This window comes from Rhodophyticola sp. CCM32, from assembly GCF_004751985.1.
Classification (GTDB): Bacteria; Pseudomonadota; Alphaproteobacteria; order Rhodobacterales; family Rhodobacteraceae; genus Rhodophyticola.
Map to the genome: position 1 here is coordinate 676,133 of NZ_CP038492.1, position 15,699 is coordinate 691,831.

The 15,699-nt window shown below is 61.4% G+C and carries 13 protein-coding genes; 7 read left to right on the plus strand and 6 right to left on the minus strand.

Annotation, left to right across the window (positions count from 1 at the left end; translation table 11 throughout):
* The 5 genes from E2K80_RS03340 to E2K80_RS03360 form a co-directional block, all read right to left on the minus strand.
* Window positions 1-543 (minus strand): TRAP transporter small permease, encoded by a 543-nt coding sequence (locus tag E2K80_RS03340; protein WP_135372763.1) that lies wholly within the window; start codon window positions 541-543, stop codon window positions 1-3.
* 69 nt (window positions 544-612) lie between these two features.
* Window positions 613-1,584: a TRAP transporter substrate-binding protein gene (locus E2K80_RS03345; protein ID WP_168193088.1), complete on the minus strand. Its 972-nt coding sequence runs from the start codon at window positions 1,582-1,584 to the stop codon at window positions 613-615.
* 27 nt (window positions 1,585-1,611) lie between these two features.
* Window positions 1,612-2,373: an SDR family NAD(P)-dependent oxidoreductase gene (locus E2K80_RS03350; RefSeq protein ID WP_135372767.1), complete on the minus strand. Its 762-nt coding sequence runs from the start codon at window positions 2,371-2,373 to the stop codon at window positions 1,612-1,614.
* A complete protein-coding gene (locus tag E2K80_RS03355; RefSeq protein WP_210405420.1) occupies window positions 2,373-3,539 on the minus strand; it encodes a mandelate racemase/muconate lactonizing enzyme family protein in 1,167 nt (388 codons plus the stop codon). Before E2K80_RS03355 ends, E2K80_RS03350 begins: the two co-directional genes overlap by 1 nt.
* A 2-nt stretch (window positions 3,540-3,541) precedes the next feature.
* Window positions 3,542-4,273, minus strand: coding sequence for an SDR family NAD(P)-dependent oxidoreductase (locus E2K80_RS03360; RefSeq protein ID WP_135372771.1), 732 nt, complete (start codon window positions 4,271-4,273; stop codon window positions 3,542-3,544).
* A 101-nt stretch (window positions 4,274-4,374) separates the two neighbouring features.
* Between E2K80_RS03360 and E2K80_RS03365 the strand changes: the two genes are divergently transcribed.
* A complete protein-coding gene (locus E2K80_RS03365; protein WP_135372773.1) occupies window positions 4,375-6,030 on the plus strand; it encodes an SMP-30/gluconolactonase/LRE family protein in 1,656 nt (551 codons plus the stop codon).
* 10 nt (window positions 6,031-6,040) lie between these two features.
* On the opposite strand, the gene E2K80_RS03370 is transcribed toward E2K80_RS03365, so the two are convergent.
* Window positions 6,041-7,060: a LysR family transcriptional regulator gene (locus tag E2K80_RS03370; protein ID WP_210405421.1), complete on the minus strand. Its 1,020-nt coding sequence runs from the start codon at window positions 7,058-7,060 to the stop codon at window positions 6,041-6,043.
* Between the two features lie 237 nt (window positions 7,061-7,297).
* On the opposite strand from E2K80_RS03370, the gene chvE reads away from it, so the two are divergent.
* From chvE to pdxR, 6 genes are all read left to right on the plus strand, one after another.
* Window positions 7,298-8,365, plus strand: coding sequence for a multiple monosaccharide ABC transporter substrate-binding protein (gene chvE, locus E2K80_RS03375; RefSeq protein ID WP_135372777.1), 1,068 nt, complete (start codon window positions 7,298-7,300; stop codon window positions 8,363-8,365).
* 143 nt (window positions 8,366-8,508) lie between these two features.
* Window positions 8,509-10,035, plus strand: coding sequence for a multiple monosaccharide ABC transporter ATP-binding protein (mmsA, locus tag E2K80_RS03380; RefSeq protein WP_135372779.1), 1,527 nt, complete (start codon window positions 8,509-8,511; stop codon window positions 10,033-10,035).
* Window positions 10,036-10,039: 4 nt separating this feature from the next.
* Window positions 10,040-11,221, plus strand: coding sequence for a multiple monosaccharide ABC transporter permease (gene mmsB / locus E2K80_RS03385; RefSeq protein WP_135372781.1), 1,182 nt, complete (start codon window positions 10,040-10,042; stop codon window positions 11,219-11,221).
* 10 nt (window positions 11,222-11,231) lie between these two features.
* Window positions 11,232-12,233, plus strand: a complete 1,002-nt coding sequence (gene araD1, locus E2K80_RS03390) for an AraD1 family protein (RefSeq protein ID WP_135372783.1) — start codon at window positions 11,232-11,234, stop codon at window positions 12,231-12,233.
* A gap of 9 nt (window positions 12,234-12,242) precedes the next feature.
* Complete coding sequence (araD, locus tag E2K80_RS03395; RefSeq protein WP_135372785.1) at window positions 12,243-13,985, plus strand: L-arabinonate dehydratase; 1,743 nt, start codon at window positions 12,243-12,245, stop codon at window positions 13,983-13,985.
* A 171-nt stretch (window positions 13,986-14,156) separates the two neighbouring features.
* On the plus strand, window positions 14,157-15,644 hold the full coding sequence (gene pdxR, locus E2K80_RS03400) for a MocR-like pyridoxine biosynthesis transcription factor PdxR (RefSeq protein WP_238475639.1): 1,488 nt from the start codon (window positions 14,157-14,159) through the stop codon (window positions 15,642-15,644).
* The last annotated feature ends 55 nt before the right edge of the window (window positions 15,645-15,699 follow it).

Sequence of the window (15,699 nt, forward strand, 5' to 3'; positions counted from 1 at the left end):
TTACTCCATCACCGGGCGAATACTGGCCGGTGTCTCATCACCGCCGCGCAGGGCACCGATCAGCGCCTCAAGCAGATACAGAACCGAGGTCAGAACCATCAACCCGCTGGCCAGCATCAGCGGCAGCGAGAAGAAGTAGGAGCGGGGCAGGCTGATCGGCAGCGCCACAGTGTCGGAGCGCCCCTCGATCCGCATGATCGGCGGCAATTCCCGCAGGATGACCAGAAGCGTCCAGATGATCGCCACAAAGACAAAGGCCCGCACAAGATAGCGCAGCCGCAGGGGCAGGCGCCCGATGAAAGAGCTGATCGTGACATGGCGCATCTGTTTCAGCCCGATTGACGCGCCAAGGAAGGTCAGCCAGACAAGCGCATAGGCCCCGGCCTCCTGTTCCCAGGTGATCGGATTGCCCAGGCCCGCATTCAACAGAACCTGCATCAGGATCATCAGAACAATCGCGCACAGGATGATCGCGGCAAGCGCCATCTCGACCTGCCCGATCAGGCGCAGGCTGCGGCGCAGGAAACCGGTGATGGATGTCATGGCTGTTGTCCCTCCCCAAGACGTGCCCGGGGCCGGCCGATGATGGGCCGGCCCCGGATAAAATGGCTGTTACAGGTCGCGGATGCGCTGCCAGAGCCCTTCGCTCCACAAGCCTTCGGCCTCCATCGCCGGAACCGCCTCACCGGCGCGTTCCGCGAAGGGTTCATTGTCGATATCGGACACGGTTGCGCCCTCTGCGACCATGGTGTCCAGAACGCCCTGGCTTTCCGACTGGGCCTGGGTCGACATCCAGGCCACGGCCTGTGCCGCGGCATCCTGCAAGATTGCCTGATCTTCCGCCGACAGGCTTTCCCAGGTGGCTTCATTCACCGAAATATGCGCCGCTGACATCACGTGATTTGTCAGGGTGATATTGGGTGCCGCGACATGGAACCGCTGACTATAGGCGCCCGAGGCATCTGCTTCGGCGCCATCGACCACGCCGGACTGAAGCGCCAGAAACGCCTCGGCCCAGGCAATCTGGGTGGGCACGGCGCCAACCGTTTCCCACATTTGCAGATAGGCACGGATGCCGGGCACACGCATGCGCATGTCCTGAATGTCATCAATGCTGTTGACCGGCATCCGGGTGTACAGGATACGCGGCTGGTCAACGCCTGCGGCCAGAACGCGCACGCCCATCTGGTCCACAACCTGCTGGTTCATCCCGGCAAAGATGTCGCTGTTCAGGAAGTTTTGCATATGGTCGCGGTCGCGGAAGGTGAAGCCCCAGCTCATCACCTGGAAATCGGCCACGTTGGAGGTGAACCAGTCCGGGCGTGAATACATCACGTCAACAGAGCCCGCCTGATGCTGTTCCATGACCTGCTGGGCGCTGCCCAGGGACTGGCCGCGGATCAGGTTGACATCAAAGGCATCGCCGCCGGTTTCCGACAGGATTTCCTCAAACCGGATCGCCATGCGGTCCAGCAGGGAATCCACCGCTTCCGAGCCCGCGACCACAAGGCCGGTCTCGGCGCTTGCGGGCAGGGCAAGAATGGTGGACAGCGCGGTCACCGCGCCAAGTATCGTTCGTTTCATGGTTTTTCCTCCCATCAGTGATTGAACTTAAGTTTGCGATTTGGTGTCTTCATGGGCGACCTTGACCAGAAATCCTCCATCCACGGTCAGGGATGTGCCGGTGACAAACCCGGCCTGTTCCGACATCAGAAACAGACAGGCCTGTGCCGCTTCCTCGGGCGTGCCCAGACGCCCCAGCAATTGCCGGTCAGAATACGCGTCGACGGATTTACCATTGGCCGCTGCAAGGGCCTGCAATCCGGGCGTGTCGAAACTGCCCAGAACAAGGTGGTTGACCCTGATCTTCCGGGGCGCCAGTTCGACGGCCAGCGCCCGGGTCAGCCCCAGAAGCGCGTGTTTCGAGGCGCAATAGGCGGCCCGTTCGGCAAACCCCGCGACCGAGGCCACCGAGCCGGTATTCACAATCGACCCGCCATCCGTCATCAGGGGCAGGGCGTATTTGATCATCTGCCAGGCGCCGGTGATATTCACATCCAGAAAGCCCTGCCAGTCCTCGCGGCTTTGCCCGGTGATCGGCCCGCCGCCCTGTCGGGCCGCATTGTTGACCAGACCGGTCAGCCGGGTGCCCTCGGCTTTCAGATCGGCCATGAACGTGGCGACATCCGCCTCGCGGGCGATATCAAGCCGGGCATGGCGGATCGCCTCATGCGGCGGCGGATCGGCAGGCAGGTCCCGCCCGACCGCGATGACGGACCAGCCCGCCTTGGCCAGACAAAGGGCCGTTGCCGCGCCAAGCCCCCTGGTGCCGCCGGTGACCAGCGCGCAGGGCATATGGGCCTGCATTGCCATCAGAAGGCCGGTTTCTCGGCAAACCAGTCCGGTTTGTCGGGGTTGAGATAGGCCGAGGTGATGGTGTCGGTTTCATAGGCCGCGATCTTGTCCAGATCGACCTCGACCCCCAGACCGGGGCCGGTGGGCACGGCGGCATGGCCATTCTCGAACACGATCCGGTCTTTCAGGATGTCATCGGCGTGATGCTGATAAATCGTATCCAGCGCGATTTTCGCATTCGGCATCGAGGCTGCCAGATGCAGATAGGCGGCCTGTGTCAACCCCAGTTCGCCGCCCGAATGCATGCCCACATGAATGCCCGCCGCCTCACAGACCGCCCCGGCCTTGAGGCAGGACCAAAGCCCGCCGGTTTCATGGGGATCGACCAGAATTACATCTGCCGCCCCCATGCGGATCGCGGTCATCGTCTCCTGCAGCGTATAGGCGCCTTCGTCGATGCAGATCGGCACCGGAGAGGCCGCGCGCAGCAGGGCCGCCCCGGCGATATCCTCCACCGGCAGGGGCTGTTCCAGATATTGCAGATCATAGGGCGCCAGCCGCGCCATCATCCGCTTGGCCATGGCCGGTGTCCAGGCGCCATTGGGGTCCACCCGCAGATTGGCCGAGGGCCCCAGAACCTCACGCGCCTTGCGGACCAGCGCGATATCCTGCTCCGGGTCCAGCCCGACTTTCAGCTTGAAGGACCGAAACCCCTGATCGCGATAGCCGATCAGTTCTTCGGCCACCTTTTCCGGGTCGGAAATATAGACATAGGCGCAGATCTCGATTTCAGAGCGATAGGCGCCGCCCCACATCTCATGCAGGGGCATATCGGCATATTTCCCGCGCGCATCCCACATCGCCATTTCAAGGGCTGACAGGGCAAAGACCAGCGCCCGTTTGTGATGGTAATACCCCGCACCCTCGGCTGCGCGGGTCAGCTGTTCCACATCGGTGACCTTGCGGCCCAGCCCGGTCGGAACAACCAGCTTTTCAAACACCACCGGCACGAAATCCAGCAGGCAGATCGTCTCGCCATAGCCTTTGATGCCGCCCCGTGTGGTCACCTCGCAGATCAGCCGGGTGGAGCCTGTGCGCTTGCCCGAAGACCAGGAAATGGCAGAGCTGAGCGGCACATGCACAATCCAGTGCCGGATGGCGGTTATGTCGAAAGCATGGTCCATCATCAATCCATGTAAAGCCCGCCATTGATGCTGATGACCTCGCCGCAGATATGGCGCGCGCGCGCCGAGGCGAGGAACAGGATCAGATCGGCAATTTCGGATGGGTCGGCATAGCGGTTCTGCGGAATGAAACCGCGGATTTTCTCGCGGGTTTCTGCGTCATGCAGCTTGACCAGATCGGTTTCGACCACGCCCGGGGCCACGGCATTCACCCGCACACCGGTTTGCGCGCCTTCAAATGCGGCGGCCCGTGTCAGCCCGGCAATCGCATGTTTCGAGGCGACATAAGAGGCGTTGTTGCCAAACAGGGTGGACCGTTTCGAGGCGAAAGAGGCCAGATTGATCACCGCGCCATCATGGTGTTGAAGCTGGCCCCAAAGCGCCCGGGTCAGGCGGAAGGCGGCGCTGACATTGATGTCCATGACCGCGGCCCAGTCCTGATCGGTGATCTCTGCAAGGGCGCCGGGGCGTGAAATGCCCGCGTTGTTCACCAGGATCGCCGCGCCGCCAAGCGGTTCCGCCGCCGATGCGATCTCTGCCGCCGTGCCGGGCTCTGCCAGATCCCCCACATACGCGTTGCCGCCAAGGGTGGCCGCCATATCCTCAACATCCGGGTCACGATCCACCAGCAGCAGATGCGCAGCTTCCGCCGCGAACGCCTCGGCCGCGGCGGCGCCGATGCCTCTGGCGGCACCGGTGATGACCGTCAGGCGGGAAGTAAGGTTTAGCTCCATTGATCGTCTCGATAAATGAGATGCTATCTTGACAATTGAGATACTTGAGCTACCGATACAGTTGCGCTTTCTCTCTGTCAATAGGATGGGACTTTTGAAAAATGACCGATCTGCCGCCGAAGGCGCGTTCAGCAACCCTGTCCAAAGGGCTGGAAATACTCAGTTTTCTGGGGTCCCAGGGAGATCCGGTTTCGTTGCGGACCGTGATGGCCGGGCTGGGAATGACCAAGCCGACCGCCCATCGTCTGCTGGCGACTCTGGTTGATCATGGGATGGTCCGGTTCGATTCTGGCGCAAATACCTATTGCCTCGGCATGCGGATATTCGAATTGTCGCGGCAGGTCTGGCGCGATCTTGATCTGCGCAGCGCGGCCATGGGGGAGATGCAGAAGCTTCATACCGAAACCGGCGAAACCATTCTGCTGGCGATCCTGACCCCCGATGGCGGCGTCTATATTGATGAGCTGCAAAGCCGCCACCATCTGCGGGAACAGCCGCGCGTCGGGCAGCGGGTGCCGTTGTGGCGCTCTGCGATTGGCAAGGCGCTGATTTCGGGGCTGGGATATTCCGAACGCACCCGCCTGCTGAACGATGATGCAGCGGCCATTCGCCAAAGCCCGGTCTATCGCGATGTCCGCGAGCTGACCTGGCAACTGGATCTGGTGAATGCCCGGGGCTATGCGATCGAGATCGAGGAGGACATGCCGGGCATTTCCGGCGTCGCCGCGCCGATTGTCGATCACCGGGGGATCACGGTTGCCGCAATCGGGTTGAGCGGGGCGACCAGCCGGCTGGACCGTGATGCGTTGCACCGGCTTGGGCCAAGCGTGATCGAGGCGACGCGGCTGGCCTCTTTGCAGGCGGGCGGCGTGCCGCGCCCGGTTTCCACCGCCCGGCGCCCGGCGGATCTTCCGACGCGGGTTTTCAACCTGATCTCGCAGGCGGATAATCTGATCGGGGAGGGGCCGGTGATCAGCCGCGACCGGCGATATCTCTACTGGGTCGATATCTGCCGGCCTTGCGTGTTCCGCCATGATCTGACCAGCGGGCAGACCTCAAAATTCCGCCAGAAGGATATGGTGACCGCGATTGCGGATACAGGCGAGGGGCTTCTGCTGGCCAGCCTGTCGGGCATCCGGGTGATGGATATCGAGACCGGCCAGACCCTGAAGGATCTGGGCCATCCCGAGGCGGATATCCCCACCAACCGGTTCAATGACGGCAAGCTGGACAGCCATGGCCGGTTCTGGATCGGCTCGCTGGCCTTCAACCTGTCCGCCGGGGCAGGGGCGCTGTATCGGGTCGACCCGGATGGCACGCATTGCAGGATGGAAACCGGCCTGACCCTGCCGAACGGTCTGGGCTGGGCGCCCGATACCAGGACCATGTATCTGATTGATACAAGCGACCGGGTCCTGTTTGCCTATGATTTTGACGCCGCCACGGGCCGGATTGCCAATCGCCGCGATCTGATCCGGTTTGCTAGGGATGTCCCGGGCAACCCCGACGGGTTGGAGGTGGACCCTGACGGCAATCTGCTGGTTGCGATGTGGGATGGGTGGTGCATTCGAAAATACAGCCCCGATGGCGGGTTTCTTGAGGCGATCCCGGTGCCGTTTCCCCGGCCCACCTCCTGCGTGTTTCTGCCCGCGCCGCAGCCCCGGCTGCTGGTCACATCCGCCCGCATCCGCATTGCCACCGATCTGCTGGAACATTGCCCGCATGCGGGCTCGGTGGTCGAGATACCCATGGGCTGACCCGCCCGGTTCAGGAAGCTGCGCCCGCCCCGGCGGGTTTGCGTGTTCCGGGTGTTCTTGAGCGGATCTGGCGTTCGATTGCGGTATAAAATGCCTGAGAGGCCGGCGACATCTCGCGCGCCCTTGGGTGGATCAGGGAATATTCCGAGACTGCCAGATCGCGCGCCACAGGCAATCTGGTGATCGCATGACGCATCCCGTCGCCCCTGGCATAGAAATCGGCAACCGAGGCCGCAACCGGCGCAATCGCGTTGGACTGGCTGATCAGGGCCAGCGTCATCAGCAACGAGGATGTGCGCAGAATGCGTTTGGGCACCGACATGCCGGTGCGCGCGAAATACCGTTCGACGGTTTGCGCCAGCAGCCCCTCTTTGGTCTGCAGTATCCAGTCATATTCCATGCAGTGTTCCAGGCTGATCTTCCGCTCCCGGGTCAGGGGGTGGCCGGTGCGCACGATCAGCGTCACCGGTTCGACGTCGATCACAATCTCCCGGAAATGTGTGGCATCGACACCGCCCAGAATGCGGCCGAGGAAAAAATCTATCGTTCCGTCAAGAACGCCATCCACCAGTTTGGGGGATGTGTCGACGGTGATGGTGACCTCGATCATCGGATGGGTGACGCGCATCTGCCGGATCACCGGCAGGACGATTTCCAGCGCCGGGCCGGTCACAGCCCCGATATGGACCCGGCCCCTGACCCCCTGACCCATTTCCGAGATTTCGCGGTCGATATCATCCAGATCGCGCAGGATCTGATCTGCGCGGCGGGCCAGGCGCTTGCCAAAGCCGGTCAGTTCGATCCCCCGGGAATGGCGGGTATAAAGGGCCGCGCCGAATATCTGTTCAAGCTGGGTCAACAGGCGCGAGGCCGCCGGTTGCGCCATGTTCAGACGGGCGGCGGCGGCGCTGACCTGACCGGCATGGCCCAGGGCTGCGATCAGCCGCAGATGGGTCAGTTTCAGACCACGACGGGCCAGCCTGTCCTGCAAACTGTCATCAAGCGGGGGCGGTGGGGTTTTCGTCATCATCTGCCATAGTGATATACAAAAATAGGTATATCAATGACCAATAATTTGATTTGATACTTATATTATGCCCGCCTACCCATGATCCTGCGTCACAAAAGGCGCGGCGACCCGATAGGGGATAAGGGAGCATTTGCCCCTCAGGTCGTTAACAGGAAACCTAAATTGAATGCAGATGCATGTCTGACCGGCCCGATCCACGGGCTTGCGCAGATTGCCTGCATGTCCGGGGAGGACCATATGACATCATTCACAAAAACCCTTGCCAGCGCTGCGTTGACCGCAAGCCTGCTGGCTGCGCCGTCGATCCTTCTTGCGGATGGCACGATTGGCATCTCGATGCCCACGCAATCCTCTGCCCGGTGGATTTCCGATGGCAATTCGATGGTCGAACAGTTCGAGGCTGCGGGCTATGAAACCATCCTGCAATATGCCGAGGACGATATTCCCAACCAGCTGGCCCAGATCGAGAACATGATCACCCTTGGCGTGGATGCGCTGGTGATCGCGGCGATTGACGGCACCACCCTGTCCAACGCGCTGGCCAATGCGGATGCCGCTGGGATCGAGGTGATCGCCTATGACCGGCTGATCCGGAACAGCGCCCATGTGGATTACTACGCAACCTTCGACAATTTCGAGGTGGGCGTGTTGCAGGCGACCAATCTGGTCAACGGGCTGAACGACCGTTTTGGCGATGTGCACCCGTGGAATGTGGAGCTTTTCGGCGGCTCCCCGGACGACAATAACGCCTATTTCTTCTATAACGGCGCGATGTCGGTTCTCGATCCGCTGATCGCCTCTGGCGATATCGTGATCGGATCGGGCCAGATGGGCATGGACACGGTTGGCACCCTGCGCTGGGATGGGTCCGTGGCCCAGGCGCGGATGGATAACCTGTTATCCGCGAATTACACTGATCAGGACGTGCATGGCGTTCTGTCGCCCTATGATGGCCTGTCGATCGGTATCATCTCGTCCCTGCGGGGCATCGGCTATGGCTCGGGCGGCGTGGCGATGCCGATCATCTCGGGTCAGGATGCCGAAGTTCCCTCGATCCGGGCTATTCTGCGCGGCGACCAGTATTCCACGATTTTCAAGGACACGCGGGAGCTTGCCCGGGTGACCGTGGGTATGGTGGATGCGCTTCTGGACGGGGGCGAGCCGGAGATCAACGATACCGAGACCTATGATAACGGTGTCGTTGTCGTGCCCTCCTACCTGCTGCGTCCGGTCCCGGTGACGGCTGCGAACTGGGAAGATGTGTTGATCACATCGGGCTATTACACCGCAGATCAGATCGAGTGATCTGATCATATAATCTCTCTCTCCCTCTCTGTTTGAGTTGGGGTCGCCATTTCGGCGGCCTCAACCAGGCACCACCAGCGCCCGCACCAGCCAGTATTTGCAGGATATCCGGGCAGATCGTATCCGCCGTTAGGACCCGTATTATGGACTACATTCTTGAAATGCGCGGGATCACCAAGGAATTCCCCGGCGTGAAAGCGCTGGACAATGTCAATCTCAAGGTGCGCAGGGGCGAAATTCACGCGGTTTGCGGCGAAAACGGCGCCGGAAAATCCACCTTGATGAAAGTGCTCAGCGCGATTTACCCCCATGGGACCTATGACGGGGAGATCGTGTATGAAGGGCAGGTCAAAGCCTATCGCGACATTTCCCAGACCGAGGCGGATGGGATCATCATCATCCATCAGGAACTGGCATTGGTGCCGCTGTTGTCGATTGCCGAGAATATCTTTCTGGGCAATGAGCAGGCCGCAAGGGGCATCATCGACTGGCGCGGTACAATCCGGCGCACCGGAGAATTGCTGAAACTGGTCGGGCTGGAAGAGAACCCGGAAACCAAGGTGAATGATCTGGGGCTGGGAAAACAGCAACTGGTGGAAATCGCCAAGGCGCTGTCAAAGGAGGTCAAGCTTCTGATCCTGGATGAGCCCACCTCATCGCTGAATGAAAGCGACAGCGATGCGCTTCTGGACCTGCTGATGACCTTCCGTGATCAGGGCATCACGGCCATCATGATCTCCCACAAGCTGAACGAGATCGCGAAAGTGGCCGACAGCGTGACCGTTATCCGCGATGGCGAAACCGTCAGCACGATGGATTGCAGCCATGGCGAGGTCAGTGAAAACGATATCATCCGCGATATGGTGGGCCGCAATCTGCAGGACCGCTATCCCGAACGTGCGCCGCAGATCGGCGAAACGGTGATGGAGGTCAGGAACTGGACCGTTCACCACCCGGTACATGAGGATTGGCTGTCGGTCGATGATGTCAGTTTTTCCGTGCGCAAGGGCGAGGTGATCGGCATTGCCGGGCTGATGGGGGCAGGGCGGACCGAACTGGCGATGAGCCTGTTCGGCAGGTCTTTCGGGCGCAACATTACGGGCGAGGTCGTGATCAATGGTGCGCCTGCGGATGTGTCAACCATCCCGCGCGCCATCAATGCCGGTCTGGCCTATGTGACCGAAGACCGCAAAAATCTGGGTCTGGTGCTGGATGACACGATCCGCAACAATATCCCGCTTGCCAATCTGGAGGCCATCGCCGCCTATGGTGTTGTCAACCGGGAACGCGAGCGCAGTGTCGCCAGCGATTTCCGCGACAGGATTGATATCAAATGTTCCTCGATCGAACAGCACACGGTGAATCTGTCAGGGGGCAATCAGCAAAAGGTCGTCTTGTCGAAATGGCTGTTTGCCGACCCTGATATCCTGATCCTGGATGAACCGACCCGCGGCATTGATGTGGGCGCGAAATTCGAGATTTACACCATCATCCGCGATCTGGCGGCCGCCGGGCGTTCGGTTGTTGTGATCTCTTCAGAGATGCCCGAACTGCTGGGCATCACCGACCGTATCTATGTGATGAATGAAGGCCGTTTTGTCGGCGATCTGGAAACCGCCGACGCGACTCAGGAAAAGATCATGTCCATGATCCTGAAATCAGGGAAATAAGCGAATGGAACAGGCATCAGCCACCGGCATCTCTGCCACCGGGTTCATCAAGAAACACATCAGGGAATATGGTATCCTGATCGCCCTGGTGGTGATCATGGCCTTCTTTCAGGTGATGACGGGCGGCATTCTTCTGCGCCCGCTCAACATCACCAATCTGATCCTGCAGAACAGCTATATCGTGATCATGGCGATCGGCATGCTGCTGGTGATCGTCTCGGGCAATATTGACCTGTCCGTCGGCTCGGTTCTGGGGTTCATCGGGGCGCTGGCGGCGGTGATGATCGTGAATCTTGAAATAGATTACGTGCTGACCGCCATTGTCTGTCTGGCGGTCGGCACGATGATCGGCGCCATTCAGGGGTTCTGGGTGGCCTATTACAAGATCCCGTCCTTTATCGTCACGCTGGCCGGGATGCTGGTTTTCCGTGGCCTGACGCTGGCCCTGCTTGAAGGGCAGTCCGTGGGCCCGTTCCCGCCGGAATTCCAGCTGATCTCATCGGGGTTCGTGCCCGATCTTCTGGGCGGTGAAAACCTGCATATGCTGACCCTTGTGGTGGGGTTCCTTCTGGCCTCGGCCATCCTGTTTCTGGCTGTGCGCGAACGGATGCGGCATCAGGAAACCGGCATTGTCGACGAACCTTTCGTGTTCTTTGCCGGCAAGCACGGGGTGATCTTCATTGCGCTGATCTATCTCAGCTATCTGCTGTCGGATTTCCGCGGCATGCCGAATGTGTTCATCATCATGGCGCTTTTGATCGCGGCCTATAGTTTCATTGCCGGTCAAACCACGCTTGGGCGCCGGATCTATGCCATTGGCGGCAATGAAAAGGCCGCCAAACTGTCGGGTATCAAATCGGAACGGCTGACCTTTCTGACCTTCGCCAATATGGGCTTTCTGGCCGCACTTGCCGGGCTGGTCTTTGTGGCCCGTCTGAACACCGCAACCCCACGGGCCGGTGCCGCGTTCGAGCTTGATGTGATCGCCGCCGTCTTTATCGGCGGGGCCTCGATGTCGGGCGGGGTGGGCACGATTGTGGGCGCTGTTGCGGGCGCGTTCATCATGGGGGTGATGAACAATGGCATGTCGATCCTGGGCATCGGCATCGACTGGCAACAGGTCATCAAGGGTCTGGTGCTGCTGGCCGCCGTCATCTTCGACGTGCTGAACAAGAACAAGGGCTGAGGAGAACACCGTGCTATTGTCCCAGATCATCACCCCCAAGGGTGCCCGGCATGTGGTGGCCCGCGAGGGAACCGAAGCCTTCACCGTCAACGGGGTGGAGAATGTCTATGATCTGGCCCTGCGCTGCGCGGATGCGGGCACGTCTCTTGTCGCCTGTATCGAAGAGCTTGGCTTTGGCCGCTCGGTCGATCTGGCGGGTGCCCTGCAGGAGGGGCGTGTTCTGCCGCCCATCACCCATCCCGATCCGGCGCATCTGCACCTCACCGGCACCGGGCTGACCCATCTGGGATCCGCCTCCACCCGCGATGCGATGCACCAGAGCCCGGCGGAAGACACCGCGCTGACTGATTCCATGAAGATGTTCAACATGGGGCTGGAGGGCGGCAAACCCGCCAATGGCGCGGCCGGTGCCCAGCCTGAATGGTTCTACAAAGGCACCGGCATGGCGGTTGTGCCGCCCGAAGGGGCGCTGATCTCGCCTGATTTCGCCGATGATGGCGGCGAGGAACCCGAGATTGCGGGCATTTATGTCATCGGCGCGGAGGGCACCCCGTTCCGGGTTGGTTTCGCGCTTTCCAACGAGTTTTCGGATCATGTGATGGAGCAGGTGAATTATCTTTATCTGGCCCATTCGAAACTGCGCCCGGCCAGCTTTGGCCCCGAAATTCTGGTGGGTGACCTGCCCGAGGATATTCGCGGCACGTCCCGCATCCGCCGGGGCGACAAGACCATTTTCGAAGGCGCGTTCCTGTCCGGGGCGGCCAATATGTCCCATTCGATCGCCAATCTGGAACATCACCATTTCAAATACGGCATCTTCCGTCAGCCCGGCGATGTGCATGTGCATATGTTCGGCACCGCGACCCTGTCTTTCGCCGAAGGCGTCCGGACGGAGCCGGGGGATATCTTCGAGATCGAGGCGCCCGGGTTTGGCCTGCCGCTTCGCAATACACTGACCAGTGCTGCACCGGCTCCCGCGCCGTCGCAGATGCTGCGCGTTCATCCCCTGTGAGTACATAGAATGCCTTTCAAACCCGCCGACTGGCCCCGCAAACTCCGCTCCCAGGAATGGTATGGCGGCACCGGTCGGGATGCGATCTATCACCGGGGCTGGCTGAAAAATCAGGGCCACCCCCATGACCTGTTCGACGGGCGGCCCGTGATCGGCATTCTCAACACCTGGTCGGATCTGACGCCCTGCAACGGGCATCTGCGGGACCTGGCCGAAAAGGTGAAGGCAGGCGTGTGGGAGGCGGGCGGCTTCCCGCTGGAAGTGCCCGTTTTCTCGGCCTCGGAAAACACCTATCGCCCGACGGCGATGATGTATCGCAATCTGGCGGCGCTGGCGGTGGAAGAAACCATGCGCGCACAGCCGATTGACGGGGCGGTGTTGCTGGTGGGCTGCGACAAGACCACGCCAAGCCTGATGATGGGCGCGGCCTCCACCGATATTCCGTCGATTGTTGTGACCGGCGGCCCGATGCTGAATGGCTGGTTTCGCGGCGAACGTGTCGGGTCGGGCACAGCGCTTTGGCAGATGTCCGAAGACATCAAGGCCGGGAAGATCACCCAGGAGGATTTTCTGGACGCCGAACAGGCGATGAGCCGGTCCACCGGCACCTGCAACACGATGGGTACGGCCTCGACCATGGCCAGCATGGCCGAAGCGCTTGGCATGGCGCTGTCGGGCAATGCGGCGATTCCGGCGGTCGACAGCCGCCGCAGGGTCATGGCGCAACTGACCGGCCGGCGGATCGTGCAGATGGTGAAGGATGATCTGAAACCGTCCGATATTCTGACGCGGGAGGCGTTTGAGAATGCCATTCGCACCAACGGGGCCATCGGCGGGTCGACCAATGCGGTGATCCATCTTCTGGCGCTGGCGGGCCGGGTTGGCGTGGATCTGACGCTTGCGGATTGGGACAGGCTTGGCCGCGATGTGCCGACCATCGTCAATCTGATGCCCTCGGGCAAATATCTGATGGAAGAGTTTTTCTATGCCGGTGGCCTGCCCGTGGTGCTGAAACATCTGGGGGAGGCGGGGATGCTGCATCGCGAGGCGCTGACCGTTTCGGGGGGCACCGCCTGGGATCAGGTGAAAGACGCCAGAAACTGGAATGAGGAGGTCATCCTGCCGGTCGAAAAGGCGCTGACCCAAGCGGGCGGGATTGCGGTGCTGACCGGCAATCTGGCGCCCAAAGGGGCGGTTCTGAAACCCTCGGCGGCCAGTCCGCATCTGATGCAGCACCGGGGCCGTGCCGTGGTGTTCGAGGATATCGACGATTACAAGGCGCGCATCAATGACGAGGCGTTGGAGATTGATGAAACCTGCGTCATGGTGATGAAATATTGCGGCCCAAAGGGCTATCCCGGCATGGCGGAGGTGGGCAATATGGGCCTGCCGCCGAAAGTGCTGCGCAAGGGGATCACCGATATGGTCCGTATCTCGGATGCGCGCATGTCGGGCACCGCCTATGGCACGGTGATCCTGCACACGGCGCCCGAGGCGGCAGTGGGCGGCCCGCTGGCGATTGTGCGCACCGGCGACATGATCGAGATTGATGTTGAAAACCGCCGCCTGCATCTGGACCTGCCCGAGGCCGAGATTGCCCGGCGGCTGGCGGCGTGGCAATCCGCTGTGGACCCGGTCAATGGCGGTTATGCGCAGCTGTTTCAGACCCATGTGGAAGGGGCCGATACCGGCGCTGATTTCGATTTCCTGAAAGGCTGCCGGGGCAATGAGGTTGGTCGCGACAGTCATTGAGATGGCAGAGTGCGATCCCACTTGACGCAACGCCAATATGCTCCGGACCGCCAAAGGCGGGCTGGTACGGGCCCTCTCCGGCTGTCCTGATCCGCAGCTTTTCTCCTCTCTTGCGGTTTTTTCTGCGCCCGCGCATGGTTTTCCCGGCATCCAGCCGCCAGTGGAGGCCGCGTGGCCGTTATATCCGAGCATCATATCTTTTTATCCGAGGACCCGTCGGTCGGGCTGCAGACCCGGCTGAAAGAGACGATCACGCGCGCGATCTGGGACGGGCGGTTTTCGCCGGGTGACCGGCTGCCCGCCACCCGGGCCCTGGCGCGTCATCTGGGCATTTCACGGATCACTGTCAGCCTTGCCTATGATAGTCTGGTGGCCAGCGGTTATGTGGTGCCCCATGCCCGCAGCGGGTTTTTCGTGGCCGATGATGCGCCCAACCGGCGCGATACGGTGGGGTCTGCGACTGCGGTGCCGGATGATCAGCTGGACTGGTCCGCGCGCCTTGGCCCGCCCCCTGCCGCCCTTGGGTCACAGGCGAAAACCGCTGACTGGCGGCGGTTTCAATACCCGTTCATCTTCGGAGAACCGGATCTGAGGCATTTCCCGGTGGATGACTGGCGCGATTGCGCGCGGCAGGCCCTTGGCAAACGGTATTTTGAACGGGTGGCAGATGATGCTGCCGACCGCGATGACCCGATGCTTCTGGAACAGATCATCAAGCGCAGCATTTCGGGCCGCGGGGTGGCCGCGCATGTGGAAGAGGTGCTGGTCACCACCGGGGCGCAGAATGCCCTGTGGCTGGCGGCCCGGGTGCTGCTGGCCCCGGACCGGGCCGGGGCCATCGTGATGGAGGAACCGGGCTATCCCGAACTGCGCAATCTTCTGAAGGCACTCGGCGCGCCGGTTCTGCCCGTGCCGGTGGATCGGGAGGGGCTGATCGTCGACCGGATTCCGCCGGGCACCCGGGTGGTTTTCGTGACGCCCAGCCATCAGGCGCCGACCGGGGCAACGATGTCGATGGCCCGGCGCGAGGCGCTGCTGGCCCGGGCAGAGGCAGAGGATTTCATCGTGGTCGAAGACGATTACGATTATGAGATGAGCTATCAAAGCCCCGGTCTGCCTGCGTTGAAATCGCTCGATCAGCGGGGGCGCGTGATCTATATCGGCAGTTTCTCGAAATCTGTGTTTCCGGGGTTGCGGCTTGGATACATGACCGCGCCTGAACCGTTTGTGCAGCATGCCCGCGCGCTACGCACGATGATGGTGCGCCATCCGCCCGGTCTGACCCAACGCACCGCCGCCTATTTCCTTTCGGCAGGGCATTACAACGCCCATGCAAGGCGGATGCGCGCCCGGATGGGGCGGCGCCATTCGGTGCTGCGCACCGCGTTGGAGGCGGAAGGGTTGCACCCCGCGATCAGGGCAGCTTTTGGCGGGGCCTCTCTCTGGCTGAAAGGGCCCGAGGGGCTGGATGCGGACCAGTTGGCAGTGGACCTGCGCGACAGGAACATGCTGATCGAACCGGGATCGGCGTTTTATGCGGCGCAGGATCCGCCGAAGAATTACATTCGTATCGGGTTTTCGACGATCCCGACCGCCCGTATTCCCGAGGGCATCACAATTCTGGCCGCCGCGATCCGGGCGCAACTGGCGGGCATGTAGGCCGGGATATCTGGCTTGTCTCAATCCTGAATGAAAGGAAGCGGGGGAGGTTTGC

Coding starts and splice junctions, on each gene's coding strand:
- E2K80_RS03340 (WP_135372763.1), bottom strand. CDS start 543: ATGACATCCATCACCGGTTTCCTGCGCCGCAGCCTGCGCCTGATCGGG.
- E2K80_RS03345 (WP_168193088.1), bottom strand. CDS start 1,584: ATGAAACGAACGATACTTGGCGCGGTGACCGCGCTGTCCACCATTCTT.
- E2K80_RS03350 (WP_135372767.1), bottom strand. CDS start 2,373: ATGGCAATGCAGGCCCATATGCCCTGCGCGCTGGTCACCGGCGGCACC.
- E2K80_RS03355 (WP_210405420.1), bottom strand. CDS start 3,539: ATGGACCATGCTTTCGACATAACCGCCATCCGGCACTGGATTGTGCAT.
- E2K80_RS03360 (WP_135372771.1), bottom strand. CDS start 4,273: ATGGAGCTAAACCTTACTTCCCGCCTGACGGTCATCACCGGTGCCGCC.
- E2K80_RS03365 (WP_135372773.1), top strand. CDS start 4,375: ATGACCGATCTGCCGCCGAAGGCGCGTTCAGCAACCCTGTCCAAAGGG.
- E2K80_RS03370 (WP_210405421.1), bottom strand. CDS start 7,060: ATGATGACGAAAACCCCACCGCCCCCGCTTGATGACAGTTTGCAGGAC.
- chvE (WP_135372777.1), top strand. CDS start 7,298: ATGACATCATTCACAAAAACCCTTGCCAGCGCTGCGTTGACCGCAAGC.
- mmsA (WP_135372779.1), top strand. CDS start 8,509: ATGGACTACATTCTTGAAATGCGCGGGATCACCAAGGAATTCCCCGGC.
- mmsB (WP_135372781.1), top strand. CDS start 10,040: ATGGAACAGGCATCAGCCACCGGCATCTCTGCCACCGGGTTCATCAAG.
- araD (WP_135372785.1), top strand. CDS start 12,243: ATGCCTTTCAAACCCGCCGACTGGCCCCGCAAACTCCGCTCCCAGGAA.